Source organism: Castellaniella defragrans 65Phen, from assembly GCF_000612685.1.
Classification (GTDB): domain Bacteria; phylum Pseudomonadota; class Gammaproteobacteria; order Burkholderiales; family Burkholderiaceae_B; genus Castellaniella; species Castellaniella defragrans.
In genome coordinates this window covers 2,281,678-2,304,458 of the sequence record NZ_HG916765.1, presented here as the reverse complement: position 1 = coordinate 2,304,458, position 22,781 = coordinate 2,281,678, and the positions used below count along the sequence as shown (strand labels likewise).

The 22,781-nt window shown below is 64.9% G+C and carries 21 protein-coding genes and 3 pseudogenes; 8 read left to right on the top strand and 16 right to left on the bottom strand.

Features of this window, described 5'->3' with window-relative positions; genetic code table 11:
- Nucleotides 1–4: 4 nt before the first annotated feature.
- Both BN940_RS10295 and BN940_RS10290 read right to left on the bottom strand, forming a co-directional pair.
- Nucleotides 5–1,282, bottom strand: a complete 1,278-nt coding sequence (locus BN940_RS10295; protein ID WP_043682740.1) for an ATP-grasp domain-containing protein — start codon at nt 1,280–1,282, stop codon at nt 5–7.
- On the bottom strand, nt 1,279–2,430 hold the full coding sequence (locus tag BN940_RS10290; RefSeq protein WP_277355900.1) for a DegT/DnrJ/EryC1/StrS family aminotransferase: 1,152 nt from the start codon (nt 2,428–2,430) through the stop codon (nt 1,279–1,281). Before BN940_RS10290 ends, BN940_RS10295 begins: the two co-directional genes overlap by 4 nt.
- Nucleotides 2,431–2,526: 96 nt before the next feature.
- Here BN940_RS10290 and BN940_RS10285 point away from each other — a divergent pair, with 96 nt between their 5' ends.
- The 3 genes and pseudogenes from BN940_RS10285 (at nt 2,527) to BN940_RS10280 (ending at nt 6,850) form a co-directional block, all read left to right on the top strand.
- Nucleotides 2,527–3,195: a class I SAM-dependent methyltransferase gene (locus BN940_RS10285; protein ID WP_043682734.1), complete on the top strand. Its 669-nt coding sequence runs from the start codon at nt 2,527–2,529 to the stop codon at nt 3,193–3,195.
- Nucleotides 3,196–3,220: 25 nt separating this feature from the next.
- Nucleotides 3,221–3,595, top strand: a pseudogene (locus BN940_RS20320) (glycosyltransferase family 2 protein); the annotation flags it as partial.
- Between the two features lie 171 nt (nt 3,596–3,766).
- Nucleotides 3,767–6,850 (top strand): glycosyltransferase, encoded by a 3,084-nt coding sequence (locus BN940_RS10280; protein WP_242404172.1) that lies wholly within the window; start codon nt 3,767–3,769, stop codon nt 6,848–6,850.
- Between the two features lie 156 nt (nt 6,851–7,006).
- On the opposite strand, the gene BN940_RS10275 is transcribed toward BN940_RS10280, so the two are convergent.
- The 4 genes and pseudogenes from BN940_RS10275 to BN940_RS19780 all read right to left on the bottom strand — a co-directional run.
- Nucleotides 7,007–7,858 (bottom strand): flagellin N-terminal helical domain-containing protein, encoded by an 852-nt coding sequence (locus BN940_RS10275; RefSeq protein ID WP_043682731.1) that lies wholly within the window; start codon nt 7,856–7,858, stop codon nt 7,007–7,009.
- A gap of 219 nt (nt 7,859–8,077) precedes the next feature.
- The gene (locus BN940_RS19790; RefSeq protein WP_242404171.1) at nt 8,078–8,416 is read right to left on the bottom strand and encodes a site-specific integrase; all 339 of its coding nucleotides are present in this window, start codon (nt 8,414–8,416) and stop codon (nt 8,078–8,080) included.
- A gap of 48 nt (nt 8,417–8,464) precedes the next feature.
- On the bottom strand, nt 8,465–9,085 hold the full coding sequence (locus BN940_RS19785) for a tyrosine-type recombinase/integrase (RefSeq protein ID WP_420864829.1): 621 nt from the start codon (nt 9,083–9,085) through the stop codon (nt 8,465–8,467).
- A gap of 59 nt (nt 9,086–9,144) precedes the next feature.
- Nucleotides 9,145–9,339, bottom strand: a pseudogene (locus BN940_RS19780) (Arm DNA-binding domain-containing protein); the annotation flags it as partial.
- A gap of 192 nt (nt 9,340–9,531) precedes the next feature.
- Here BN940_RS19780 and BN940_RS10265 point away from each other — a divergent pair.
- The 4 genes from BN940_RS10265 to BN940_RS10250 all read left to right on the top strand — a co-directional run bounded on the left by BN940_RS10265 (nt 9,532) and on the right by BN940_RS10250 (nt 14,488).
- The gene (locus BN940_RS10265; protein ID WP_052355776.1) at nt 9,532–10,533 is read left to right on the top strand and encodes a DUF4351 domain-containing protein; all 1,002 of its coding nucleotides are present in this window, start codon (nt 9,532–9,534) and stop codon (nt 10,531–10,533) included.
- A 100-nt stretch (nt 10,534–10,633) separates the two neighbouring features.
- Nucleotides 10,634–11,689, top strand: coding sequence for a glycosyltransferase (locus BN940_RS10260; RefSeq protein ID WP_043682728.1), 1,056 nt, complete (start codon nt 10,634–10,636; stop codon nt 11,687–11,689).
- A 120-nt stretch (nt 11,690–11,809) separates the two neighbouring features.
- Nucleotides 11,810–13,261, top strand: a complete 1,452-nt coding sequence (locus BN940_RS19775; RefSeq protein ID WP_043682726.1) for a flagellin N-terminal helical domain-containing protein — start codon at nt 11,810–11,812, stop codon at nt 13,259–13,261.
- A gap of 126 nt (nt 13,262–13,387) precedes the next feature.
- Nucleotides 13,388–14,488: an NAD(P)-dependent alcohol dehydrogenase gene (locus BN940_RS10250; protein ID WP_043682723.1), complete on the top strand. Its 1,101-nt coding sequence runs from the start codon at nt 13,388–13,390 to the stop codon at nt 14,486–14,488.
- Between the two features lies 1 nt (nt 14,489).
- Here BN940_RS10250 and BN940_RS10245 read toward each other — a convergent pair whose 3' ends face one another.
- The 5 genes from BN940_RS10245 to tnpA all read right to left on the bottom strand — a co-directional run bounded on the left by BN940_RS10245 (nt 14,490) and on the right by tnpA (nt 17,943).
- Nucleotides 14,490–15,137 carry a glutathione S-transferase family protein gene (locus BN940_RS10245; RefSeq protein WP_198408266.1) on the bottom strand — a complete coding sequence of 216 codons (648 nt, stop codon included), beginning with the start codon at nt 15,135–15,137 and terminating at the stop codon, nt 14,490–14,492.
- A gap of 67 nt (nt 15,138–15,204) precedes the next feature.
- Complete coding sequence (locus tag BN940_RS18555) at nt 15,205–15,396, bottom strand: YchJ family metal-binding protein (RefSeq protein WP_158386323.1); 192 nt, start codon at nt 15,394–15,396, stop codon at nt 15,205–15,207.
- An 82-nt stretch (nt 15,397–15,478) separates the two neighbouring features.
- Nucleotides 15,479–17,212, bottom strand: coding sequence for an IS66 family transposase (tnpC, locus tag BN940_RS10235; protein ID WP_084330628.1), 1,734 nt, complete (start codon nt 17,210–17,212; stop codon nt 15,479–15,481).
- Nucleotides 17,213–17,233: 21 nt separating this feature from the next.
- Nucleotides 17,234–17,590, bottom strand: a complete 357-nt coding sequence (tnpB, locus tag BN940_RS10230; protein ID WP_043679156.1) for an IS66 family insertion sequence element accessory protein TnpB — start codon at nt 17,588–17,590, stop codon at nt 17,234–17,236.
- The gene (tnpA, locus tag BN940_RS20315; RefSeq protein WP_043679159.1) at nt 17,590–17,943 is read right to left on the bottom strand and encodes an IS66 family insertion sequence element accessory protein TnpA; all 354 of its coding nucleotides are present in this window, start codon (nt 17,941–17,943) and stop codon (nt 17,590–17,592) included. Before tnpA ends, tnpB begins: the two co-directional genes overlap by 1 nt.
- 159 nt (nt 17,944–18,102) lie before the next feature.
- Here tnpA and BN940_RS10220 point away from each other — a divergent pair, with 159 nt between their 5' ends.
- On the top strand, nt 18,103–19,416 hold the full coding sequence (locus BN940_RS10220; protein WP_043680954.1) for an IS1380 family transposase: 1,314 nt from the start codon (nt 18,103–18,105) through the stop codon (nt 19,414–19,416).
- A 172-nt stretch (nt 19,417–19,588) separates the two neighbouring features.
- Here BN940_RS10220 and BN940_RS10215 read toward each other — a convergent pair.
- The 5 genes and pseudogenes from BN940_RS10215 to BN940_RS10195 all read right to left on the bottom strand — a co-directional run.
- A pseudogene (locus BN940_RS10215) lies at nt 19,589–19,768 on the bottom strand (YchJ family metal-binding protein); the annotation flags it as partial.
- A 10-nt stretch (nt 19,769–19,778) separates the two neighbouring features.
- On the bottom strand, nt 19,779–20,705 hold the full coding sequence (locus tag BN940_RS10210; protein WP_043682720.1) for a nucleotidyl transferase AbiEii/AbiGii toxin family protein: 927 nt from the start codon (nt 20,703–20,705) through the stop codon (nt 19,779–19,781).
- Nucleotides 20,702–21,250 (bottom strand): type IV toxin-antitoxin system AbiEi family antitoxin, encoded by a 549-nt coding sequence (gene abiEi, locus BN940_RS10205; protein ID WP_043682719.1) that lies wholly within the window; start codon nt 21,248–21,250, stop codon nt 20,702–20,704. The genes BN940_RS10210 and abiEi overlap by 4 nt, the downstream gene beginning before the upstream one ends.
- A gap of 111 nt (nt 21,251–21,361) precedes the next feature.
- Nucleotides 21,362–22,045 carry an ABC transporter permease gene (locus BN940_RS10200; protein WP_043682716.1) on the bottom strand — a complete coding sequence of 228 codons (684 nt, stop codon included), beginning with the start codon at nt 22,043–22,045 and terminating at the stop codon, nt 21,362–21,364.
- A complete protein-coding gene (locus tag BN940_RS10195) occupies nt 22,042–22,758 on the bottom strand; it encodes an ABC transporter permease (RefSeq protein ID WP_043682715.1) in 717 nt (238 codons plus the stop codon). The genes BN940_RS10200 and BN940_RS10195 overlap by 4 nt, the downstream gene beginning before the upstream one ends.
- Nucleotides 22,759–22,781: the final 23 nt, after the last annotated feature.

Sequence of the window (22,781 nt, the reverse complement as noted above, 5' to 3'; positions counted from 1 at the left end):
CTTCTCAGAACAGGGCTTCGATCATGTCCGGGGCGAAAACAGGGATGCCCAGGTGCCGGGCCACCGCGTCTCTTTCGCGAAACGAATCATCGATGAAAATGGCCGGCAGCAGATCGATATGAGTCGACTTGGGACTGCCGTCGGTGATGTGGATGATGCGGTCAAAGATCGCTCCCAGACGGACGCGGCGCAAGGTCTCGCGCGGATCGTCCGCATGCCGCGTCAGCAGCGTGATCGTGCAGCCCCCGTCGATGGCCTTGTACAGGAAGGCGATCAGCGCCGTGTTGAGCCGTCCCCTGACGAGCAGGCAGTCGTCCAGGTCGACGTACACGTGCCGGTAGTCGAGCTGGATGCGGAAGCGGTTTTCCAGGGCGCGGTCCAGTTCGATCGGGTAGTCGTTGGCCGCGACCGAGACGGGCCAGTCGAAGGCGTCGAATGCGCTCAGCAGCGGCAGGTTCACCCCCAGGCCGCGCTGCAGGGCGGACGATCCCGCGAAGCGGGCGGCCACTTCCAGCAGTTTGGGCTGGCCGGCGCCGTCCAGCTTGGCCTGGAAGAACCAGGCGCCGCGCGGCCGCAGTTTTTCGTTGATGGCCGAGGCCCAGTCCGTGAACAGTCCGGCGAAGTCGGCGCTGGGCGAGGTGTGGACGCTGATGCCGTTGCTGATCCGGTCGCGCCCCCGGACCGCATGGAACAGCAGCACCCCGTGGCGGTCCGAGAAGCAGTCGACGGTCCATTCGCGTCCCGGCAAGTATTCCAGGATCAGCATGTCCCGGCCGGGCTGCCGGGCCAGCAGCGCGGCGGCGCCGGCGGCATCGTCGGCGCGGGCGGCATGGCGCGATCCATAGCCCCGGTCGGGCTTGATGAAGACCGGATAGGCGGGGACCGCCGCCAGGTCGGGGTAGCGCGCAGGAATCGGAACCAGGCCGTCCAGTGTGTCGTAGGTGAGGGTCTTGGAGGCGCAAATGCGGGTGACGGCCGCCGGGCTGCCGATGACGCGCACACCCAGGCGTTCCGCCAGATCCTGCAGCGTTTCGGCCACCGCGTCCATCGTCGGGTAGAGGGCGTCGATGCGATGCGTCTGGATGATTTCGGCCAGGCGGGGCGCGAAATCCGGGCTGTCGTGAAAGGGCAGGCCGCCCACGTAATTGTCGTAGACGAAGCGGCCGTGATCGTCCGCGCTGGAGGCGCCGATGAGCTCGAAATGGGTGGAATAGCACAGAGCCCGGTGGATCTCCAGGCCGATTTCCGAGCCGCAGGGAAAGACCAGGATGCGTTTGCTCATCGGGCGGTCTGCAGGATGATGCCGATCAGCCGCTCCTGGTCTTCCGTCTGAAGGGTGGGATAGATGGGCAGGCAGATGACCCGTTCGGCCAGCGCATGGGCATTGGGCAGGTGTTCGGCGGCGGCGCTGGCCAGCCCGCGGTACATGGGGAACGAGCTGACCAGGGGATAGAAGTAGCGCCGGGCGTGGATCTGGTGCGACTTCAGCAGGGCGTACAGTTCGTCGCGGCCGACGGGGTGGTCGGGATGCACGAACAGGGGGCAGTAGGCGTGGTTCCATTCCAGGTTGGCCGGAACCTGCTGCATGCGCAGCGTGGGGATGTCCTTGAAGGCTTCCTGGTAGCGCCGATGGATGGCCGTGCGGATCTCCAGCGCCCGGTCGATGTGCTTGAGCTGCAGCAGCCCCATGGCCGCGCAGACTTCGTTCATCTTGCCGTTGATGCCCGGTGCCACCACCGTGACTTCGTTCGCGAAGCCGAAGTTCTTCAGGTAGTCGATGCGCTGCTTGATCTTGGCGTCCGGGCAGACGATGGCGCCGCCCTCGAAGGTGTTGAGCACCTTGGTGGCATGGAAGCTCAGGACGGCCAGATCGCCGTGGTTCAGGATGCTCGCGCCGTCTTTCTTGACGCCGAATGCGTGCGCCGCGTCGTAGATGACCTTCAATCCGTAGACGTCCGCGATCTGCTGGATGCGGTCGACGTCGCAGGGCAGGCCGTAGCAATGCACCGGCAGGATGGCCGTGGTGGCGGGGGTGATGGCTTCCTCGATGCGTTCCGGGTCGAGGTTGCAGGTGTCCGGATCGATGTCGACGAACACGGGTTTGATGTTGTTCCACAGCAGCGAATGGGCGGTGGCGGCGAAGGTATACGGTGTGGTGATGACTTCGCCGCCGATGCGCAAGGCCTGCAGGGCGGTGACCAGCGCCAGGGTTCCGTTGGCGAACAGGCTGAGGTGGCGGACGCCCAGGTAGGCCGCCAGTTCGTTTTCCAGTTGCTCGTGAAAGGGGCCGCCGTTGGTCAGGCGTTTGCTGGCCCAGATCTTTTCCAGGTAGGGAATGAATTCCTGCAAAGGCGGCAGGTGCGGCTCGGTGACGAAAACGGGGCGCTGTGAGATCATGTCGTCCTGTGCCCGGATGGGCCGCGTAAGCACTGTGGGAAACCGTACCGATCTTACTCTATCGGCCGATCGGGAATTCACCGGATTTCCTGGAAATATAGGCGCCATTTCGATCGTTCAGGGACAAAAATGATCACCAGAAAAGAGCTGTACGAACTCCTGGAAAATCCGCAATTGAATGAAATGGTCGCCACGGTCTGGGATCTGCTCGGCCAGGGCTTCCAGCACGCCCAGGCGCTGTTGCCGCAGGATCAGGCGATGGAACGCAAGGAGCTTTCTTTCCACGACCAGGTCAGGCTGCTGGCCTATCTGTGCGCGCTGATCGCCGATCTGCCGGGCGATATCGTCGAAATCGGGGTCTGGAAGGGAAAATCGCTGTCCTTGATGAACGAGGCGTGCAATCACGAAAGAAGAATCATCGGGATCGATCCCTTCGCATTGCCGAAGCAGTACGAGGAATTCAGCCATTACAGGAACCTGCTGTTCCAGAATGCCGTCGTGCTGAGAGGCCTCTCCGAATTGTGCGCGGAGCGGTACTACGATCTTTCCCCCAGCGTGGCGCTGCTGCATATCGATGGCGGGCATGAGGGCAGGAATGTCCTGCTGGATTTTCTGCTGTATTCCCCCAGCGTGGTTTCCCAGGGATTCATCGTGTTCGACGACTACATGGACGTCCGGTACAGTCCGGAGGTCGGGCCCGCGGTCGATCTGCTGCGCGCGGGGGGATATTTCAATGGATTCAATGTCCTGGGATCCGTTCGCGGATTCGAGAACAGCTACCTGATCCAGAAGATGTGATTCAACGCTTACCGGAAATGGATTGATGGCAATGGATTTTGAAACGTCTCGAAGCGAGCGTCCTCCCCTGGTTTCCGTGGTGATTCCGGCATTCAGGTCGAAATATCTCCAGGCGGCAATCGACAGCCTGCTGGCGCAGGATTTTTCGGATTACGAGATCGTGGTGGGAGACGATTGCCCCACCGAGGACGTTTTCGACCTGTTCAAAAAACTCGTCGAAGACAGGCGGATCGATAATTTTCGGTATTGCAGAAACGAAACTTCCCTGGGTGGCGGGGGCAATCTGTCTTCGTGCATCCAGAAGGCGCGCGGAAAGTATATCAAGCCGCTGTTCGACGATGATGTCCTGCTGCCCGGGATGATTTCCCGGTTCGTGGAGGTCCTGGCGCAGGATGCGCGCGTCGCCGTGGTCGGATCCCGCCGGTTCCTGGTGGGCGAGGAAGGCGAAAGACTGCCCGACAGCGTTGCAACGGTTCCTCTGTTCGACGAGGACGTCGTCATTCATGGAAAGGATGCCGTTTCATTCCTGGGCGACGTCACGCTGAATTTCATTGGCGAGCCCTCCTCGATCATGTTCCGTCGGGACGATTATGATCCCATCGTCGTGGAGCATCGCGGTTTGCTCAAGCTGGGCGGCCAGTATATCGAGTGGGTCGGCGATCTGGCCATGACGATCAAGCTGCTGCGCCGCGGCCACCTGGCCCTGCTGCATCAGCCTTATTCCGCTTTCCGCGTCTCGAGAGAACAATTCAGCCAGAAGGGCCGCGACCAGCCCGGGATCGGAGAAAAAGGCCATAGCGACTTCCGGCGGATGATCCGCGAGCTGGGCTGGTACCGCTCCGAAAACAACCATCTCGTTCGCATCAGGCCCCTGAACGATCCAAAGCAAGGCTTCACGCCGATCAACCTGGGGGCGCGCATCCGCGATCGGGCCAAGGCTCTGGTCCGGAAAGAGGAAATCAAGAGCTGGGGCGTTTCCGAATGGCTGGCCGACCGTGCGCCTTCGGCCGCCCGCATCCTGGCGATCCAGACCCTGCTGCAGGCGAATCCGGATGTCGGCACCCTGGGCGCCGCCGTGATCGTGCCGGATGGCGCGGACGTGCAGGCGCTGGTGGCGACCCTGGAAAGCCTGGGCACCCAGCATCGGCCCGTCGATGGCGTCTGGCTGATCGGCCGCGACATCCCGGACGAGGCGGCCGGCAACGGCATCGAGCTGCTGCGCGGCCAGGTCCATTGGACGAGGCAGCTGTCGGACCGGATCGATCGGGGAGGCGTGCCCGACTTCCTGTGGATCCTGTACGCGGGCGACCGCCTGGTGCCCCATGCGACGCTGGCGCTGGGGGAATACCGCCTGCGCAAGCCCGATCCCCTGGTCTGGTACGCGGACGAGGCCGTCCTCGAAGCGGACGTGCCGGTCAATCCGATGCTCAAGCCGGATTTCAACGTCGATCTCCTGCGCAGCTATCCCTATATCGGCCGCAATCCGGTCATTAGCACGGCGGCCATCCAGGCGGCGGGCGGACTGGACGAGCGGGTCGCCGACCTGGCGGCTGTGGACCTGATCTGGCGCCTGGTGGAGCAGGTCGGCCCGCCGGTGGTGGGGCACGTGCCCGAAGTCCTGCAGCTGGGCGGGCGCAGCCTGATGGACTGGGTGCGCGATCCGGCGACGATGGCCTGGTTCCCCGCCGTGATCCAGGCTCATTTCGTGCGCATGGGCCTGGAGGCCCGGATCGGACCTGGACTGGCGCCCGGCCTGCAGCGCATCGAATACCCGCTGGACACGCAGCCGCTGGTCTCCATCATCATTCCCACGCGTGACCAGCAGCCGGTCCTGCGGGCCTGCGTCGAAGGGCTGATGGAGCACACGGCCTACCCCCATTACGAACTGCTGATCGTGGACAACGGCAGCGTCGAGCCCGATGCCGTGGCCTTCCTCGCCGGGCTCGAAGGCATGGGAACGGACCGGATCCGCGTGCTGCGCTGGCCGCAGGCCTTCGATTTCGCGGCCATGAACAATTTCGCCGCCGGCCAGGCGCGCGGGGACGTGCTGCTGTTCCTGAACAACGACATCCAGTTTTCGCCGCGCACGCGGACGGACTGGCTGGAGCGCCTGCTGCGGCATGCGCTGCGGCCCGAGGTGGGGATGGCCGGCTCGCGCCTGGACCTGCCCGATGGCGGGGTGGAGCAGTGCGGCCAGGTGCTGGGGATGGACAACAGCGTCGGCGCGGCGTTCCGGGGCCTGCCTTCCGACCGGCAGGGCTACATGGGCCGCCTGATCGTCCAGCAGAACGTCAGCGCGCTCAGCGCCTCGTGCCTGATGATGCGGCGGGAGGTCTTCCACGAACTGGGCGGTTTCGATGCCGCATCCTTCCCCGTCTATTACGCGGATGCGGACCTGTGCATGAAGGCGACGCAGGCGGGATATCTGCTGGCGCTGGAGCCCGATACCGGCCTGCTGCACATGGGCGGCGCCACCCGGCTGCTGACCGAAAAGTTCGGCCTGAAAGCCAGCCCCGACGACGCGCAGCGCGATCGGCTGTATCACCGGTGGCTGCCACAACTGGCACGCGACCCGCACTATCATCCGGCCTTCGGCAAGCGCTCGCCGGGCTTCGACCTCAGCGCCGATGCTTCGCGGATCCAGGAGCCGCTGCCGGGCAGGCCGCTGCCCGTGGTGCTGGCGGCCCATGCGGATTGGCAGGGCTGCGGCCATTACCGGATCCTGTACCCCTTCGAGGCCATGGCCGGCGAACTGCGCCTGGAAGGCGGGCTCAAGCTGGGCGACTTCCATTTCACCGACGTGGCGCGCATCCAGCCGGACGTGATCGTGCTGCAGGGCGCGTGGCTGAACGAGGGGATCCTGACCCAGATCCGGCGCTACCGCGAGATCACCGGCGCCAAGGTCGTCCTGGAGTTCGACGATTACCTGCCCAACATCCCGACGCGCAGCATCTACCGCAAGAAGCTGCCCCAGGGCGTGATCAAGAACATGCGCCGCGCGATCGAGCAGGTGGACTGGCTGGTGGTTTCCACGCCGGTGCTGGCCGAGGAATATGCCGACTACCACGGCGATATCCGCGTGGCCCTGAATGGCCTGCCGCCGGCTTCGTGGCGCGGTCTTTCGGCCGGGCGCCGCGCGGGGCGGAAGATGCGCGTGGGCTGGGCCGGCGGGGTCAGCCATGCGGGCGACCTGGCGGAGATCCGCTCGGTCGTCCACGATCTGCGGGACGAGGTCGAGTGGGTCTTCATGGGCATGAAGCCCGAGGGCGTGCAGTGCGAATATCATCCCGGGGTCTCGATCGGCCAGTATCCGGAAAAGCTGGCCGGCCTCAACCTGGACCTGGCCGTGGTGCCGCTGGAAACCAACCAGTTCAACCGCTGCAAGAGCAACCTGCGCCTGCTGGAACTGGGAGCTTGCGGCGTGCCGGCGATCGCCACGGACATCGAGCCGTATCGCGGGGATCTGCCCGTGACGCGGGTGCGCAACCGCCACCAGGACTGGATGGAGGCCATTCGCGCCCATCTGGCCGATCCCGATGCCCTGGCGCGCAAGGGCGACGCCTTGCGCGATGCGGTCCTGGGGCGCTGGATGCTGGAAGGCGAATTCCTGGATCAGTGGGCCCGCGCCTGGGGTGTGGCGCCAGCGGCCGACTGAGAGCGCGCGAAGGCCTTGGCGGGGAGGGATGCCAGGGCTCCGGCCCATCGAGGCCGGAAGACGAAAAAAAGCCGCCAGGGATGACAGCCGGCGGCTTTGCTGCTTCTGGAGTCTGGACGAGGCGGGGTAGGACCCGCCCCGATGCAGTCTGGCGAATTAGCGCAGCAGGGACAGCATGGTCTGCGGGACCTGGTTGGCCTGCGCCAGGACGGCGGTGCCGGCCTGCTGCAGGATCTGGGCCCGCGTCATGTTGGACACTTCCACCGCGTAGTCGGCGTCTTCGATGCGCGAGCGCGAAGCCGTCAGGTTGGTGATGGTGTTGTTCAGGTTGGCGATGGTCGATTCAAAGCGGTTCTGGATCGCACCCAGGTCGCTGCGCATCTTGTCGACGTTGTTGATGGCGGCGTCGATTTCAGCCAGAGCGCCGGAGGCCACGGAGGACACGCCGCCGGAAGCGGTAATGACCAGACCGTTGGAGTTGATGGCGGAGGTGCCGCTCAGCAGCGTGTTGACGCGGGCGTCGGTGCCCGAGATCGTGATGGTCTCGCCGTCGTTGGCGCCGACCTGGATGGCGATGCCGGACGCGGCGGAGCCGTTCAGGACCTTGGTGCCGTTGAACTGGGTCTGGTCGGCGACGCGCTGGATTTCGTCCAGGCGCTGCTTGATTTCGGCGTTGATCGAGTTCAGGTCATCGGAGGAGTTCGTGCCGTTGTAGGCCTGGACCGTCAGCTCGCGAATACGTTGCAGGTTGTTATTGATTTCGTTCAGGGAGCCTTCCGTCGTCTGCGCCATCGAGATGCCGTCGTTGGCATTGCGGGCGGCTTGCGTCAGGCCCTTGATGTTGGCGGTGAAGCGGTTGGCGATGGCCTGGCCGGCGGCGTCGTCCTTGGCGCTGTTGATGCGCAGGCCCGAGGACAGGCGCTGGATGGCGGAGTTCAGGGAGGATTGGGACTTGTTCAGGTTGTTCTGGGAGACCAGAGCAAGGTAGTTGGTGTTGATAACAGCCATGAGAGACTCCTAAGAGATTCGGCGAAGGATTCGCCCTTTTTGCCCAGGATGACAAACCGAGTGACCTCCTGTTCTGCCCCGTTAACGGAGGGGGGCGAGGGAACTTTAGGGCGGTCCGCGAGTTTTTTTGCCCCCGGGCCGCCCTGGGGCGGGCTGGGTCCTTTCGAGGGCGGAAAGCAGCCGCATGCCAGGCGGCGCGGGCGTCTTCCCGCGGGCGGATCATTCCCGCTCGATCACGCTCAGCATCCGGGTCCTGCGCTCCGACAGGGGGCCGAACGCCTGGGACAGGCGGGCATACCGCTCGCCGTCGGCCAGGGCCCTCAGGATGTCGGCCCAGTCCTGCATGAGGAGTGTCCGGGAGCCGACGAAACGCGCGTGATCGTAGGGCGCCCGGGAGGCGTCCCGGCGGCGGTGCGCAAGCTGCAGATCCACCAGCTTGTCGGGATAGCCGAGCAGGCCGAGCAGGGTCGTGGCGGTCGCCCGGAATCCGTGCGCGGAAAACCGACCGCCGTATCCCAGGCGGCCGATGGCGTGGTTGAAGCTGCTCGCGGCAAGCACGCCGTCCGGGTCCCGGCGGTTGGGAAACAGCGTGGGGCCGTGGCCGGATCAGGCGCGCAGGGAGCGGAGCATCGCCAGGGCCTGCCGGGAGAGCGGCACCATGTGCGGCCGGCGCATCTTCATGCGCTCCTTCGGAACGATCCAGACGGCATTGTCGAAATCGAACTCCTGCCAGCGGGCCAGCCGCAGCTCCGAAGGCCGCACGAAGGTCAGCGCCAGCAGGCGCAGGCCGATGGCGATGTCGGGATGCCCGTCCCAGGCGTCCAGGCGCTGGAAGAATTCCGGGATGTCGGACCAGCCGAGCGGCGGATGGTGGCGCACGGTCGGCCGCCTGACCAAGCCTTTGAGCAGGCTGGCCGGGTTGTCCTCGCGCAGCCCCTGCAGGATGGCGTGGGAGAAGACCTGGGATGTCCACTGCTGCGCGAGCAGCGCGGCGCAGCGGGCGCCGCGATCCGCGATCGATGCGATGAGCGCGCGGATGTGCGTGGGGGTGAGGTCGGCGACCGCCACAGTTCCGATGGCGGGAAGGATGTCATTTTCAAAATACCGCCGTATCTGGCGGGAGTACCCCGGACTCCATTGCGGGTTGGCGGCCAGCCAGGCGCGCGCGACCGCTTCAAACGAAGGAGGTGCGGGCGGCTCGTCATGCGTGCGTGGATTTGCTCCCATAGGGGGTGTATGCCTTGGAGGATCAGGTCGCGTACGCGGTCCCGTTCCCGCCGGGCCTGAGCCAGGGTGACATCGGGATAGCGCCCGATGGCGTACACCTGGGCCTTGCCGCTCAGGCGGTAGCGGTAGCGCCAGAGCTTGCTTCCGCTGGGTTGTACCGACAGGAACAGGCTGCCGCCGTCCCGGAGTTGATAGGGTTTGCCAGCCGCCTTGGCGGAGTTGATCGTGCGGGTGGATAGAAGGTTCTGAGCCATGTGCTGCTTTCTCCATTACAAAAGAGCACACAGATATATACACATTGCTTTTTCCCCGGATCAGTGTATTTGTACGAAATGTCTTATTTATCAATGATATAAGCGGGATATTTTCCTCCGTCCGTATTTCCCAGTCTGGCAGGACCAGCATCGTCTGCGCAGAATAAGGCTTCCCGAGCCAGGAAGCCCGCCATGTCCGCCCGCAACGCATCGCCGCCCGCCCTCGCGGACGATCACGACAGTCCATGGAAGGACGCGCTCGAACTCTATTTTCCCCAGGCGCTGGCCCTGCTGACCCCGGACCTGTATTCCCTCATCGACAGGTCGGTGCCGGTCGAATTCCTGGACAAGGAATTGCAGGCGGTCTTGCGCGCCAGCGCACCCGGCCAGGGCCGCCGCCATGCCGACAAGCTGGCCCGGGTTCGCCTGCGCAGCGGCGATGACGCCTTGCTGCTGGTGCATGTCGAGGTCCAGGGCCGCCTGTCCGGCCCGCTGGCCCTGCAGGTCTTTGGCTGGCGGATGCTGGAATACAACGTGCTGATCCGGCAGCGGGAACGGCGCAAGGGCAGGGCACTGCTGCCGCCGCAGGTCTATAGCCTGGGGGTTCTGATCGACCAGCCTTGGCGCTCGCCGCAGGACGCGCCGGCCGCCACGTTGACCTATCAGAGCGACTTCCTGGCGCAGCGGACCCGGTTCACCTTTCCGATTGTAGAATTGAACGACTGGCGGACTCGCTGGGACGAGCTGGATGCGTTGGCGCCGGCCAATCCGTTTGCCGTGGTGATCATGGCGCAGCTGCAGGCGGCGGGGCATCCGGACAAGGCCAGCCGGCTGGCGCCGCTGCTGGATCTGACTCGCCGCCTGTATGGCTATGGCTACGCGCGGGATGGGATCGGCCCCTTGCTGCGACTGGTGGAATGGATGCTCCGCCTGCCGGCGGACATGGAGACGGACTACTTTCTGGCTGCCCAGCGGCTGGAACAGGAGCATGAAATGAGTTACGTGACGATCGCCGAGCGCCATGGGATGGTACGCGGCCAGGCCGACCTGCTGCTGCGCCAGATCCAGCGCCGCTTCGGGCCGGTGGACGAGGCGGTCGTCCAGCGCATCCGCGCCGCCGGCACGGAGGATCTGGAAACCTGGTCGCTGAATTTCGTGGACGCCGCTTCGCTGGAAGAGGTGTTCAAGGATTGACCGCGCTGTGCGCCGTCCGGGGGCTTGCGCGATGTATTCCGATGGCGCTGGGTTGGGGATTGGGGCATGATCACGGCTGCCCCGTTTGCGAGTCAATCAGATGAACCCTCCCACCATCGCCCTGGTGATGATCGTCAAGAACGGCGCGGCCACGCTGGCCCGCTGCCTGTCCAGCGTGCAGGGCCATATCGATGAACTCATCGTGCTGGACACCGGATCGACGGACGACACGGTTGCCGTCGCCCGGCGCTTCGGCGCCCGGGTGCATCATTTCGACTGGGTCGATGATTTCTCCGCCGCCCGGAATGCGGCGCTGGATCATTCCGCGGCGGATTGGAATCTGATCCTGGACGCCGACAACTGGCTGGAGTCGGGACACGAGCAGCTGCGCCGCCTGGGGTCAGCGCCGTTCCTCGGGCAGGTCGCCATTCTCAATCGCTTCGTGCAGGGCGGCGAGGTCCGTCAGGCGACCGAATGGACAACCCGCGTGCTGCCCAAAGGGGTGCGCTATGTGGGCCGGATCCATGAGCAGGCGGCCAATCCCGGCAATCTGCCACGCAAGCGGCTGGATATCCGTGTCGGCCACGACGGCTACATGCCCGAGGGCCTGGAGGCCAAGAAGGGGCGCAACGAGGCGCTGCTGCGCGTGGCGCTGGCCGAGGTGCCGGAAGATCCCTATCTGCTCTATCAGCTGGGCAAGGAACTCGCCCTCTATGACCGGCATGAGGAGGCGGCCGACCATTTTTCCCGGGCGGTGTCGCTGTGCGCCCGGGACCAGTCGTTCCGCTACGACCTGATCATGCGCGCCCTGTACTGCCTGAAGCGGGCCGGCCGGCTGGAGCAGGCGATCTTGCTGGCCGAGGAGGAATTCCCGTACTGGCAGGATTCCCCCGATTATTTCTTTTGCGTCGCGGACGTTTTTCTGGATTGGGCGATCCGGCATCCTGCCGAGGCGGAATCGCAGTTCCTGCCGATCGTGGAATCCAGCTGGCTGAAATGCCTGGAAATCGGCGAGCGCCCGGATCTGTCTGAATCGGTCGCCGGCCGGGGCAGCTACCTGGCGGCGCAGAACCTGGCGGTGCTGTACGAGAACACGGGACGGGCGGCGCTGGCGGCCGAGTACCGGAAAAAGGCCGGGGAGATGCGGGAAGGCTAGACTGCCGAAGGATGCCCCACCACCGCGTCAAGACGGGCCCCTCTGGCGATACTGAATCCGCCCCCTTCTTGACGCGATTTGTTATATTTCGCAGGGTCTCGTTCGATTTGGATAGATTCCATGGTTTCCGTCCGCACCAATGTTTCTTCCCTGCAGACGCAGGATCGCAACCGGCAGGCGGGCAATGCGCTGGGGCAGGCGATCGAGCGGCTGTCGTCGGGGCTGCGCATCAACAGCGCCAAGGACGATGCCGCCGGCCAGTCGATCGCCAATCGGATGGAAGCCGGCCTGAGGGCGGGCGCGCAGGTGATGCGGGGCATCAACGACGGCATCAGCCTGATGCAGACGGCCGAAGGCGGCCTGGACGGCATCAACGATCTGCTGCAGCGGGCGCGCGAACTGGCCGTGCAGTCGGCCAACGGGACCTTGTCGGATTCGGACCGGGCGGCGATCAACCAGGAGTTCCATCAGATCCGCGCGGAGATCGACCGGATCGCCTACGGGACGGAAATCTTCGGCCGCCATCCCCTGGCGCCGGATGCCTCGACGCAGGTGCCCGTCAAGATCGGCGACACGCCGCCGATCTTTGCGAAGTTTCCGGGAAGCGGCCAGCCGGCTTCGTTCACCTCCGGCATCGTGTCGACGGCGTACATCCCGACCGGGGCGAAGAATTTCGTGCTGGACATCGATTCCCTGGGCGCGGACGACGACATCCAGTTGTTCACGCGGGATGGCAAGCACCTGGCCGGAACGCCGATCCTGGGAGCGGGCGGGGATGCCGTCTGGAAGAACAATCAGGTGGTCGATGCTGCGTCGATCCAGGGGCGGGTCCTGACGGAGTCCAACGGGTTTCTGCCCGGGGCGGCGTACGACGACAGTCTGCTCGTGCAGGGCGGTCCCGCGTTCGACATCGACGGCAGCGCATCGGGCAGCTACAACGGCATGAATTTTTCGTACAGTGGCGATGGCGACCGCTACGAGACGGACGCGGCGTTCAACGACGGCACGAATGGCGCCGGCGGCCGGCTGGAGCGGCTGTCGATCGACGAGGTCACGGAGGATCTGCTGATCCTCGTGGTGGGACAGGGGGCGTTTCAGGCCACGGCCAGCTGGGACGTGATGCCCCGTCCGGAGACCCGGATCCAGCCGCCTTATTCGGAGCCCACCGATATCGTGGTCGGCGCCAATTTCGGGCAGGACGTGGAGAAGGTCACGATCGAGCCGACGCCTTCGGACAGCGTGTCCCTGGGTCTGGACACGGTCGAGCTCGATCCGATCGAGCAGGCGCGCGAGGCGCTGGCCAGGCTCAGCGAGGCTCTGGGCAAGGTGGACACCTACAGGGGGCAGTACGGCGCCCTGACCAATCGCTTCGAGGGCGCCATCCAGAACCTGGCGCAGGAACGCAATGCGACGGCCGCCGCACAGTCCCGCATCCAGGACGCCGATTATGCGGTCGAGGTCTCCAGCATGACGCGGGCCCGGATCCTGCAGCAGGCATCCGCCGCCGTGCTGGCCCAGGCCAATCAGGTGCCGCGCGACATGCTGTCGCTGATTTCGGGGCAGGGTGGATGACCCCATGGTGAATGGGGATTTCCATGACCTGGCGCAAGCATCGGGCTGCGGCAAGCCGTTACGATGAGACCATCGCCTGCGGGCGGGCAGGCCACGAACCCGCCGATCTCATGGAAGGAGCACCCGATGGTCGCCACAATGAAAGCCGCCGTATTCGTCGAACCTGGCCGGATCGAACTGGCCGAGAAACCCATCCCGGAGGTCGGCCCCAACGATGCGCTGATCCGCATCACCACCACCACGATCTGCGGCACCGATATCCACATCCTCAAGGGCGAGTATCCGGTCGCCCAGGGTCTCACGGTGGGCCATGAGCCCGTGGGGGTCATCGAAAAGCTCGGCAGCGCGGTCACCGGCTACCAGGAAGGGCAGCGCGTGATCGCCGGGGCGATCTGCCCGAACTTCGGCTCCTACGCCGCCCAGGACGGCGTGCCGTCGCAGGACGGCAGCTACCTGATCCCCTCGGGGCGGTGCGGCTGTCATGGCTACAAGGCCACCGCCGGCTGGCGCTTCGGCAACCTGATCGACGGCACCCAGGCCGAATACGTGCTGGTGCCGGATGCGCAGGCCAACCTTGCGCCAATTCCGGACGGACTGACCGACGAGCAGGTGCTGATGTGTCCGGACATCATGTCCACCGGCTTCAAGGGGGCGGAAAACGCCAACATCCGCCTGGGCGACACGGTGGTCGTCTTCGCCCAGGGCCCCATCGGCCTGTGCGCGACGGCCGGCGCGCGCCTGCTGGGCGCGACCACCATCATCGCGGTGGACGGCAACGAGCACCGCCTGGGCATTTCGCGGCGGCTGGGCGCCGACGTCACCCTCGATTTCAATACCTGCGACGTGGTCGCCGAGGTGATGCGGCTCACCGGCGGGCGCGGCGCCGATGCCGCCATCGAGGCGCTCGGTACGCAGACCACGTTCGAGCAGGCCCTGCGCTGCCTCAAGCCCGGCGGCACGCTCTCCAGCCTGGGGGTGTATTCGCAGGACCTGAAGATCCCGCTCGACGCCTTCGCCGCCGGCCTGGGCGACCATCGCATCAATACCGCTCTGTGCCCGGGCGGCAAGGAGCGCATGCGCCGCCTGATGAACGTGATCGCCGCCGAACGCCTCGATCTGGGCGTGCTGGTGACCCACCACTATCCGCTGGACGACATCGTCGCGGCCTACGATCTGTTCGCCCACCAGCGCGACGGCGTGCTGAAGGTCGCGATCAAGCCGTTCTGAATCAGGCCGGCCTGGCGGATGACAGCAGCGCGCGGCTGCGCGCCGCGCTGGGCCGCGCCGCCACGCGCTCGAACCACGGACCGATGCGCGGCAGGCCGTGGTCGAAAGGCTGGCCGACGGATTCGCCGAAATCCAGCCAGACGTACAGCCAGATGTCGGCGGCGGTGAAGCGTTCGCCGCACAGGTAGGGGTCGGGACCGAACAGGCCGTCGAGCCATCGCAGGCGGTCCCGGGCTACCCGCTTCAAGCCCTCGGCCGCCTCGGGCGCGACCGGGATGCGCGACTCGAAGCGGGCCAGCCCTTCGGCGTAGTGGTAGGCGTTGTGGATGAATTCCGTGATGTTGAGTTCGACCCGGCGCCACCATTGCCGGGTCTGCGCGCGCTGTTCGGGCGTGCGGCCGATCAGCGCGGGCTCGGGATGGCGTTCTTCCAGGTATTCCGCGATGGCGACCGCCTCGGCCAGGGGGGTGCCGTCGTCCAGGCGCAGGGCCGGCGTCTGGCCCGCCGGATTGATGGCGAGATAGGGCGTCTGGCGGTTTTCCCCCGTCATCACGTCGATGGTCGTGGCGGGCAGCCGCAGTTGTTTTTCGAGCAGGAACATCCGCAGGCAGCGCGGCGCGGGGCTCTGGGCATCGTAGATCAGCATCATGGCACGGGGGTGGGGTTCGAAGAAGGACGACCGGGGCGGTCGGACCGGGAGGATCACTCAAGTGTACTCAAGCGGCCCCGTCCACATACACCCACATCCCGTCCACCCGCGTGAACCGGCTGGTTTCATGGATGCGGGTGGCGCGGCCGTGGACGCGCACCCGCGCGACGAATTCCACGACCTCGTGGTCGGCGTCCACCCGGACGTGGCGGCGCACGTCCAGTCCCAGCCAGCGGGTGCCGGGCTCGTTGGGTTCCAGCGCGGCCGGCCGGGTGTCGGGGTGCTAGCCCGGAAATTTCGTCAGGCGGGTAAAAAGGAATGTAAGCGGTGCATCTACCCCATTATTCCGAGGCAGCCAGATTCATGGCTAAATCCTGGTCATGGGTATTCCACGGCAACAAGGCCTCAATTTCATCGACCGTTCTTGCCAGCGGCAGGCGTTCCAGCACGAAGCGCAGCCACGCATAGGGTTCGCGATCATTGGCCTTTGCCGTCTGCAGCAACGAGTACAGCACCGCACTGGCATGCGCCCCGGCGGGGGTGTCACTGAACAGCCACCCCTTTCGTCCGATCACAAACGGCTTGATCGCCCCGCCTTCCAGAAGGTTGTTGTCGATGGGCAGGTCGCCGCGTTCGGTGTAACGGATCAGGCGCGGCCACACTTTGCACAAATACCCCAGCGCCTCACCCAGCTTGCTCCTGGGGGTGACCAGCGGCAAGGTCTCATCCAGCCAGGCGCGCAATTTCTGCAGGATCGGCAAGCTGTGCGTCTGGCGCGCCTCGAAGCGCTGCGCATCGCTCGCGTCTTTCACCTTGGCCTCGATACGGTAAAGCCGGGCAAACAGATCCAGCGCGTAGTCGGCGCGGGCGCTCTTGCCATTGGGGCTGGAGCGTTTGGCCTCGACGAACTTTCGCCGCGCGTGCGCTGCACACGCCAGGTGCTCCACACCGGGCAAGCGGGCCACCGGCGCATAGCCTTCGTAGCCGTCCGTCATCAGGTAGCCCTGCCAGCCCTCCAGCAGACGCAACGGTACCTTCCCCGAACGGCTCTTGTCGTAATCGAACAGCACCGCCGTACGCCCCGGCGGCCCCCCGCGCTGCACCCACATATAACTTTTTGCCGTCGGACTTCGCCCCGGTTCTTTCAAGACCTGCACCGTGGTTTCGTCCATGTAGATGACCGGCGCCTCCAACAAGGTGTCGCGCGCCAGATTGTGCAGCGGCTGCAAGGCCTGGGCAAGCTTGATCATGGCCCGCGCCATGCTCTGGCGCGGCACCTCGACCTGGTGGCGAGCCAAGACCTTTTCAAAGCGCGCCAGCGGCAGGCCGTCCACGTATTTCACCACCGCCATCATCGCCAGGAAGCCGGCGCTGAAGTTGCTGCGCGGCAGGATCTGCGCCGGTGCCGGTGGCTGCACCGGAGCCTGGTCGCCCTTGGGGCAGGCGTAGCGCGGCCTCACCGTGCGGATGACACGGATCTGCATCGGCACGATGTCCAGTTGTTCACTCACGTCTTCGCCGATGCGCACCATAGGTGTGCCGCAAGGGCACTGGCGCTCATCTTCGGGTACATCAATCACGAGCTCAACGCGCGGCAGTTCCGGAGGCAATGCACGGCGGTGGCCGCGTTTGGGGCGGGCCTTGTCTTGTACAGGCGCTGGTTCCCCTTCGTGCTCGTCTTCAGTGCCGGCGGCCTGGTCAGCCAGGGCTTCGACTTCGTTAAACAGTTCGCCTTGATGTGACTCGCTACTGGGGCCGAACATCCGGTGGCGGCTCAGGCGCCACTGCTCAAGGATTTCCTGAACCTTTTGTGCAACGCCAGCGGCGACCCGTTGATCGAAGCTCGCCTCAAGGGCCTGGCGATGCGCTTCGACTTGTGCGGCCACGGTGCGTTCGATTTGTGCCGTGACGTGTTCGGTGATTTCGCGCTCAAGCGTAGGCCGCAGTTCAGCCAACACCTTTTCGCGTTCGGCCTGTAAGGCCAGGTGGAAGGCCTCGATGGTGGTCGGCAACCCCCCCGGTTGGGGCGCCGTTTCGACGTTCGATAGGAGGGGAATCGCATGGCGTTCAGACATGCGACATTATACCTCAAAATATTACATAACTGATTGATATTCCAGAGTTTTGTGAGGATAATTTGCCCATAGATCGAAGCCCTCCAGCAGCCACTCCAGCTCCTTGGGCGTGAGCGTTACAGTGGGGCCAGAGCCCGGCGCCGGCCACGCAAAACGTGCTTTCTCCAGCCGCTTTTGCCATAGGCAAAAGCCGTTTCGATGCCAGTAAAGAATCTTCATCCGGCTGCGTTGCCGATTGGCGAACACGAACAGCGCATCGCCAAACAGGTTCAGCTCCAGTTCGCTTTCCACCAGCGCCGCCAAGCCGTCGATCTGCTTTCTGAAGTCCACGGGCAGGCAGCACAGGTAGACTTGCCCGATTGAAGCGCCCGGGTGCATCAGCGCGCCTGCCCTTGCAGCGCCTGACTGACCTGGGCCAGCCACTGTGGGCTGGGCAGCCCGGGTAGCTCCAGGCGCAGGTCGCAGCCCAGCGACAGGATATAGCGGTTGACCGGGACGCTGCCGGCGTCCATGCTCACAGGCACGAACAACCGTGCGGCCGTGGCATTCGCGCTCTGGGTCGGCAACTGCGGCCCATGGCACTGAGCCTTCAGACGTCGGCGCCAATAATACAGGCTGCAGACGGCAATACCCTCACGTTGGGCGTAAGCCTTGGTGCCGATCCCTTCGCGGGTGATCGACTCCAGATGAGATTCCCAGTAAGCCTGATCCCTTTCCTTTCCATCTGACATTCTCGATTCTCCGGTATTTGTTCAACACCGATACGATGCCGGAAGGCCCGAGAGCGAACAATTATGGAGGAGATGGAGCGCTTACAAAGGAATAGGCGATTCTTGCCCGAGGGCTTATGGTTATTGGTTCTCACGCCAAACAACCAAAAAGAATCGCCTATGCCGAATCGTACCACTGAAGAACTGAACTTTGGACGCCTTGGACGCCGCCATTTGCAGGCGAATTTCCAAGGCGGTGACCTCAGTTCCGACGGCGGGCTGATGCTGCTGCGAAGAATTGATGCGCGCACGGGCCTGTCGCGTATGGCGGCCAAGGCGCTGACGGATCGTCGAGCCGCGGGCCGGGTCCACCACCGCCTGCGCGATCTGCTGGCCCAGCGCCTGTACGGCCTGTGCTGCGGCTACGAAGATCTGAACGATCACGATACGCTGCGTGAGGACCTGCTGATGCAAACAGCCGTCGGACGGGATCGTCCCCTGGCCAGCTCACCCACGCTCAGCCGTCTGGAAACGGGTGCTACCCGCGCCGACGCCTGGGCGCTGCATGGGGTGCTCATCGAACACTTCATCGCCAGCTTCGCCACGCCGCCTGAGGAGCTGATTCTGGATGTGGATGCCTCGGATATCCCGTTGCACGGTGAGCAGGAGCTCAAGCAGTTCCATGCTTATTACGACCATCACTGCTACCTGCCGCTGTACGTGTTCTGCGGCCAGTCGATGCTGGCCTGCCTGCTGCGCCCCAGCCGCATTGACGGGGCCAGGCACGCGGCGGCGGTGCTGCGCTTGTTGGTGAACCGGCTGCGTCAGGCATGGCCCGAGGTCAGGATCATCATCCGTGGGGACTCGGGGTTCTGCCGCCAGCCGCTGATCCGCTGGTGTGAGCGCAGCGGCGTGCAGTACGTCATCGGCCTGGCACGCAATAAACGGCTTCAGGCGCGTGTCGGGCAGGCTGAGGAAATCCTCAAAGGCGATTACGCGCGCACTGGGAAAAAGCAACGTCTGGTCAGCGAGTTTACCTACGCGGCCGGGTCGTGGGATCGGCCCCGGCGCGTGCTGACCCGGCTCGAATACGGCGCCCAGGGCGTGAACCCGCGCTTCGTGGTCACCAACATCCGGGACGGCGATGCCATGCAGCTGTACGATCAGCTGTACTGCGCTCGGGGCGAAGCCGAGAACCGCATCAAGGAGGCGCAGCTCGATCTGTTCGGCACACGTGCCAGTTGCCACCGGTTCGCCGCCAACCAGTTCCGGTTGTTGCTGGCGGCCCTGGCCTATACGCTGATGCAGCGCCTGCGCGAAACGGCCCTGCGAGGGACTGAACTGGAGCGTGCCAGCGCCGCCACGATCCGGGTACGCCTGCTGAAGATCGGTGCGGCCATCGTGCGCAATACCCGGCGGGTCCGCATCCTGCTGGCCTCACATCATCCGCTGCGCCATGTCTACGCGCATGCCGCCCGCGCCATGGCCCCGTAGCGCTGAGAAAGTGCTGCCCCGGCACGCTATAAAACAACGGGGGTAGGGGGAATTGCGCCTGCGGCACTGAAAAAACGCTTCCCATGCCGCCGATCCCCGCCGCCGCGTCGCCGGAGCAGCCTGACCACCCGAAAATCACTTCACCAGGCTTGCTGACGAAATGTCCAGGCTAGGTCCGCAGCAGGTAGTCCAGTTCGTCCAGCACGTAGGCGCTGTAGCGCGAGCGCATCAGGGCCTGGGCGTCGGGCGCTTGCAGGTGCAAGGAACCATGGTGCCAGCGGCCGTAGCAATCGGCGTAGGCGGCGGGAAGGCCGCAGGGGCAGGGGACGGGCTGGTCGGATGCGCGCTTCATGCCGGATGTTCTACATTGGAAAAGAGGAATCGTCGGCGCGGGTGCCTGAGTCCAGCGCCTTTTCCACCACTCGCAACAGGCCTTGGACTTCGTTGGTCAGGAAGGTGCCAAATCCGTTCCGGTGCAGCGTCCTGTCCTGTACATCCTGGGGGATGAAGCGCGACATTTCTTGTGTGAATGGCGTGCCACGCACGATTTCGCCGAGCCGGTCGATCATCGCCCGCAGCTTGTCCAGGTAGCGGACTTCGCCGTAGTCTTCGATCTTGCGCTCCACCAGGGCAACGTCGGGGCTTGCGCCTTGTTGTTTGAGCCAGCGCAGGTCCCAGATGTCCCGGTGCCGCACGTAGCGGACACAGGCTGGCAGGGAGACCAATTTGTCGGCCATGATTTCGTCAAGAGACTCAACGCCCAGCAGTACATCCGCGTAACCATCGGGCAGGAAAGGGTAATTGCGCGCCAGGCTTTTGATGTCTCGCGTGTAGGCGGGGATATCGGCTACTTCGAGTTTGATGCGCTGCCTGGGAAGATCAGGGCGAGAGGGGGCGGTCTGGATGCTGATCCGCCATTTTGCGATCTGCGTGTGTCCGGGCTCTGCCGGCCCGTCATCCATTCCCCGGATTTGCGGGGCACGAACCCGGACATCCAGGCCATAGCGGCTTCCCAGGTAGTCTTCCAGGCATTGTTTGATGTCCTGCAGCTTGCGCGTGTTCAGCCCCGGTCCGCCTGCGAAATCCAGGTCTTCGGAGAAGCGTGGGGCGCCATGGCATAGGCGCAGCGAAGTCCCGCCTTGAAACGTCAAAGTGTCGAGCAGCTTGGCTTCGCTTAGGGCGAACAGGATGTCATAGTGCAGCAGTTCTTTTTCGATGACGGGACGCATATGGGCGCGCCCCGCGTCCCGCATGGCCAGTTCCACCAGATGATTGAAGTTTTCTTTCATGGTTTGGCCAAGGCCTCCTGGAGGGCTTCCGGGTCGATCAAATGCAGATTGCGGCCGACACGCCGCAAGTCGCGGATGGCCGTGTCGATCTTGGCCATGCGCAAGGGATGATCGGAAGAAAGCGTCGCTTGGCGCAGATCGGCCGGATCGCGCTTGGTGTGCACAAACTCGATGGTGCCGTAAGGGGTCCGGATTTCACCTTCGCGTCCGGTGGTCATGAGGGTGATGCGATCGATGGGGATCTGCGAGATGACGCCGTATTCCGCCAGGGCGGATTCCAGGCTGATGTAGCTGAGCTCGGCGGGACGCAGGGCGATGGCGATGCGTTCGATCGTGTACCCGTCGCGGGATTTCGCCGCGTCATGAACGTAGACGGCCCGGCCCGCGCGGGTCAGGACGCCGGTATCGACCAGGCGGGCCAGCCCGGCGGCAAAGGTCTTTTCCGAATCCTCGTGGAAGCAGGTGCGCAGATGCTGGCGCCGGAATACATAGCGGCCGGCGTCGTCCAGGGCACGGAGAACGCGAATGGCTTGGCGCTGGTTCATGGGATTAAGTGTACATCAGCACCCTGTTTATATGGTGTTTGCGTAGACTTATGAACCACTCTGGCGCTGCATGTCCCTCTGCGGATTTCGAAGGGGTGGTGGCCTGCGATCCTATTCCCCCGTCCGGATCCCCAGCCTGCGCTCCACCAGCCAGGCGCAGCCGAGCAGGGTGACGTTGATGGCCAGGTACAGCATGCCGGCGATGATGAAGGTCTCGACGATCAGGTAGCTCTGGCTCATCAGGCGCCGGGCGAAGCCGGTGAGCTCCATGACCGCGATGGTGGAGGCCAGGCTGGTGCCCTTGATGGCCAGCACCAGCTCGTTGCTGTAGGCCGGGAAGGCCTGGCGGATGGCCAGGGGAAAGTGGATGCGGCGGAAGATCTGCAGGCGGCTCATGCCGCAGGAGGCGGCGGCGTCCAGCTGGCCGGCCGGCACGGACTGCAGGCCGCCGCGGATGGCTTCGCTCATGTAGGCGCCGCTGTTCAGGGCGATGGCCAGGATGGCGCAGCGCGCGCCGTCGGAGAACAGCCACCACAGGGCGGGCTGCTCGCGCACGAAGCCCAGGGTGCCGATGCCGTAGTACAGCAGGAAGAGCTGGATCAGCAGCGGCGTGCCGCGAAAGACGGTGCTGTAGGCGAAGGCCGCGCCCGCGACCAGCGGGTTGCGCGCGGTGCGCATCAGCGCCGCGCCCAGGCCCAGCAGCGAGGCGAACAGGATGGAGAACAGGCCGATGCGCAGGGTGATCCAGAATCCCTCGATCAGCACGGGCACGGCTTTTTCAAACAGTTCGATCATCGTCCGGCCCCCCGCATGCCGCGTCCGAAGTGGCGCTCGGCCCAGACGAACAGCCCCTGGCTGCAGGCGCCGATCAGGAAATACAGGATGCCGGCCATCAGGTACAGGATCAGGGGCGCGCGCGTGGCGGCCGAGCCCAGCACGGCGGCGCGCATCAGCTCGACCAGGCCCACCAGGGAGATCAGGGCGGTGTCCTTCAGGGCGGCCTGCCAGACGTTGTTGGCGCCGGGCAGGGCGTACCAGAAGAGCTGCGGCAGGGTGATGCGGCGCAGGCACTGGCCGCGGTCCATGCCGATGGCGCGGGCGGCTTCGAGCTGGCCGGGGTCGATGGCCTTGAAGGCGCCGCGGAAGACTTCCACGCTGTAGGACCCCGAGATCAGGGCGATGGCCAGGATGCCGATCAGCATGGGAAAGACGGTGCTCATCAGCTCGTCCCATTCCAGCCAGTCGGCCAGGTCGGCGGCGGGCTGCACCGCGCCGAAGAACAGCAGGTAGATGATGAGCAGTTCGGGGACGCTGCGCACGACCAGGGTGTACAGGCCGACGAGCGCGCGCGCCGGGCGGTTGGCGCCGGTCTTGGCGGCCGCGCCGGCGATGCCGATGGCCATGCCCAGGCCGATGCCGCACACGCTGATGAAGACGGTCATGGCCGCGCCGCGCAGCAGCATGGCGCCCCAGCCGGCGCTCAGGATGTCGTGCAGGGTCTGGATCATGGGATGGATGGAAAACCCCGGGA

Coding starts and splice junctions, on each gene's coding strand:
- abiEi (WP_043682719.1), bottom strand. CDS start 21,250: ATGAACCAGCGCCAAGCCATTCGCGTTCTCCGTGCCCTGGACGACGCC.
- BN940_RS10275 (WP_043682731.1), bottom strand. CDS start 7,858: ATGGCTGTTATCAACACCAACTACCTTGCTCTGGTCTCCCAGAACAAC.
- BN940_RS10265 (WP_052355776.1), top strand. CDS start 9,532: ATGTCCGCCCGCAACGCATCGCCGCCCGCCCTCGCGGACGATCACGAC.
- BN940_RS10250 (WP_043682723.1), top strand. CDS start 13,388: ATGGTCGCCACAATGAAAGCCGCCGTATTCGTCGAACCTGGCCGGATC.
- BN940_RS10260 (WP_043682728.1), top strand. CDS start 10,634: ATGAACCCTCCCACCATCGCCCTGGTGATGATCGTCAAGAACGGCGCG.
- tnpB (WP_043679156.1), bottom strand. CDS start 17,590: ATGCACCCGGGCGCTTCAATCGGGCAAGTCTACCTGTGCTGCCTGCCC.
- BN940_RS10245 (WP_198408266.1), bottom strand. CDS start 15,137: ATGATGCTGATCTACGATGCCCAGAGCCCCGCGCCGCGCTGCCTGCGG.
- BN940_RS10200 (WP_043682716.1), bottom strand. CDS start 22,045: ATGATCGAACTGTTTGAAAAAGCCGTGCCCGTGCTGATCGAGGGATTC.
- BN940_RS10210 (WP_043682720.1), bottom strand. CDS start 20,705: ATGAAAGAAAACTTCAATCATCTGGTGGAACTGGCCATGCGGGACGCG.
- BN940_RS10285 (WP_043682734.1), top strand. CDS start 2,527: ATGATCACCAGAAAAGAGCTGTACGAACTCCTGGAAAATCCGCAATTG.
- BN940_RS10220 (WP_043680954.1), top strand. CDS start 18,103: ATGCCGAATCGTACCACTGAAGAACTGAACTTTGGACGCCTTGGACGC.
- BN940_RS19775 (WP_043682726.1), top strand. CDS start 11,810: ATGGTTTCCGTCCGCACCAATGTTTCTTCCCTGCAGACGCAGGATCGC.
- BN940_RS10195 (WP_043682715.1), bottom strand. CDS start 22,758: ATGATCCAGACCCTGCACGACATCCTGAGCGCCGGCTGGGGCGCCATG.
- BN940_RS10280 (WP_242404172.1), top strand. CDS start 3,767: ATGTTCCGTCGGGACGATTATGATCCCATCGTCGTGGAGCATCGCGGT.
- tnpC (WP_084330628.1), bottom strand. CDS start 17,212: ATGTCTGAACGCCATGCGATTCCCCTCCTATCGAACGTCGAAACGGCG.
- BN940_RS10295 (WP_043682740.1), bottom strand. CDS start 1,282: ATGAGCAAACGCATCCTGGTCTTTCCCTGCGGCTCGGAAATCGGCCTG.
- tnpA (WP_043679159.1), bottom strand. CDS start 17,943: ATGTCAGATGGAAAGGAAAGGGATCAGGCTTACTGGGAATCTCATCTG.
- BN940_RS19785 (WP_420864829.1), bottom strand. CDS start 9,085: ATGGGAGCAAATCCACGCACGCATGACGAGCCGCCCGCACCTCCTTCG.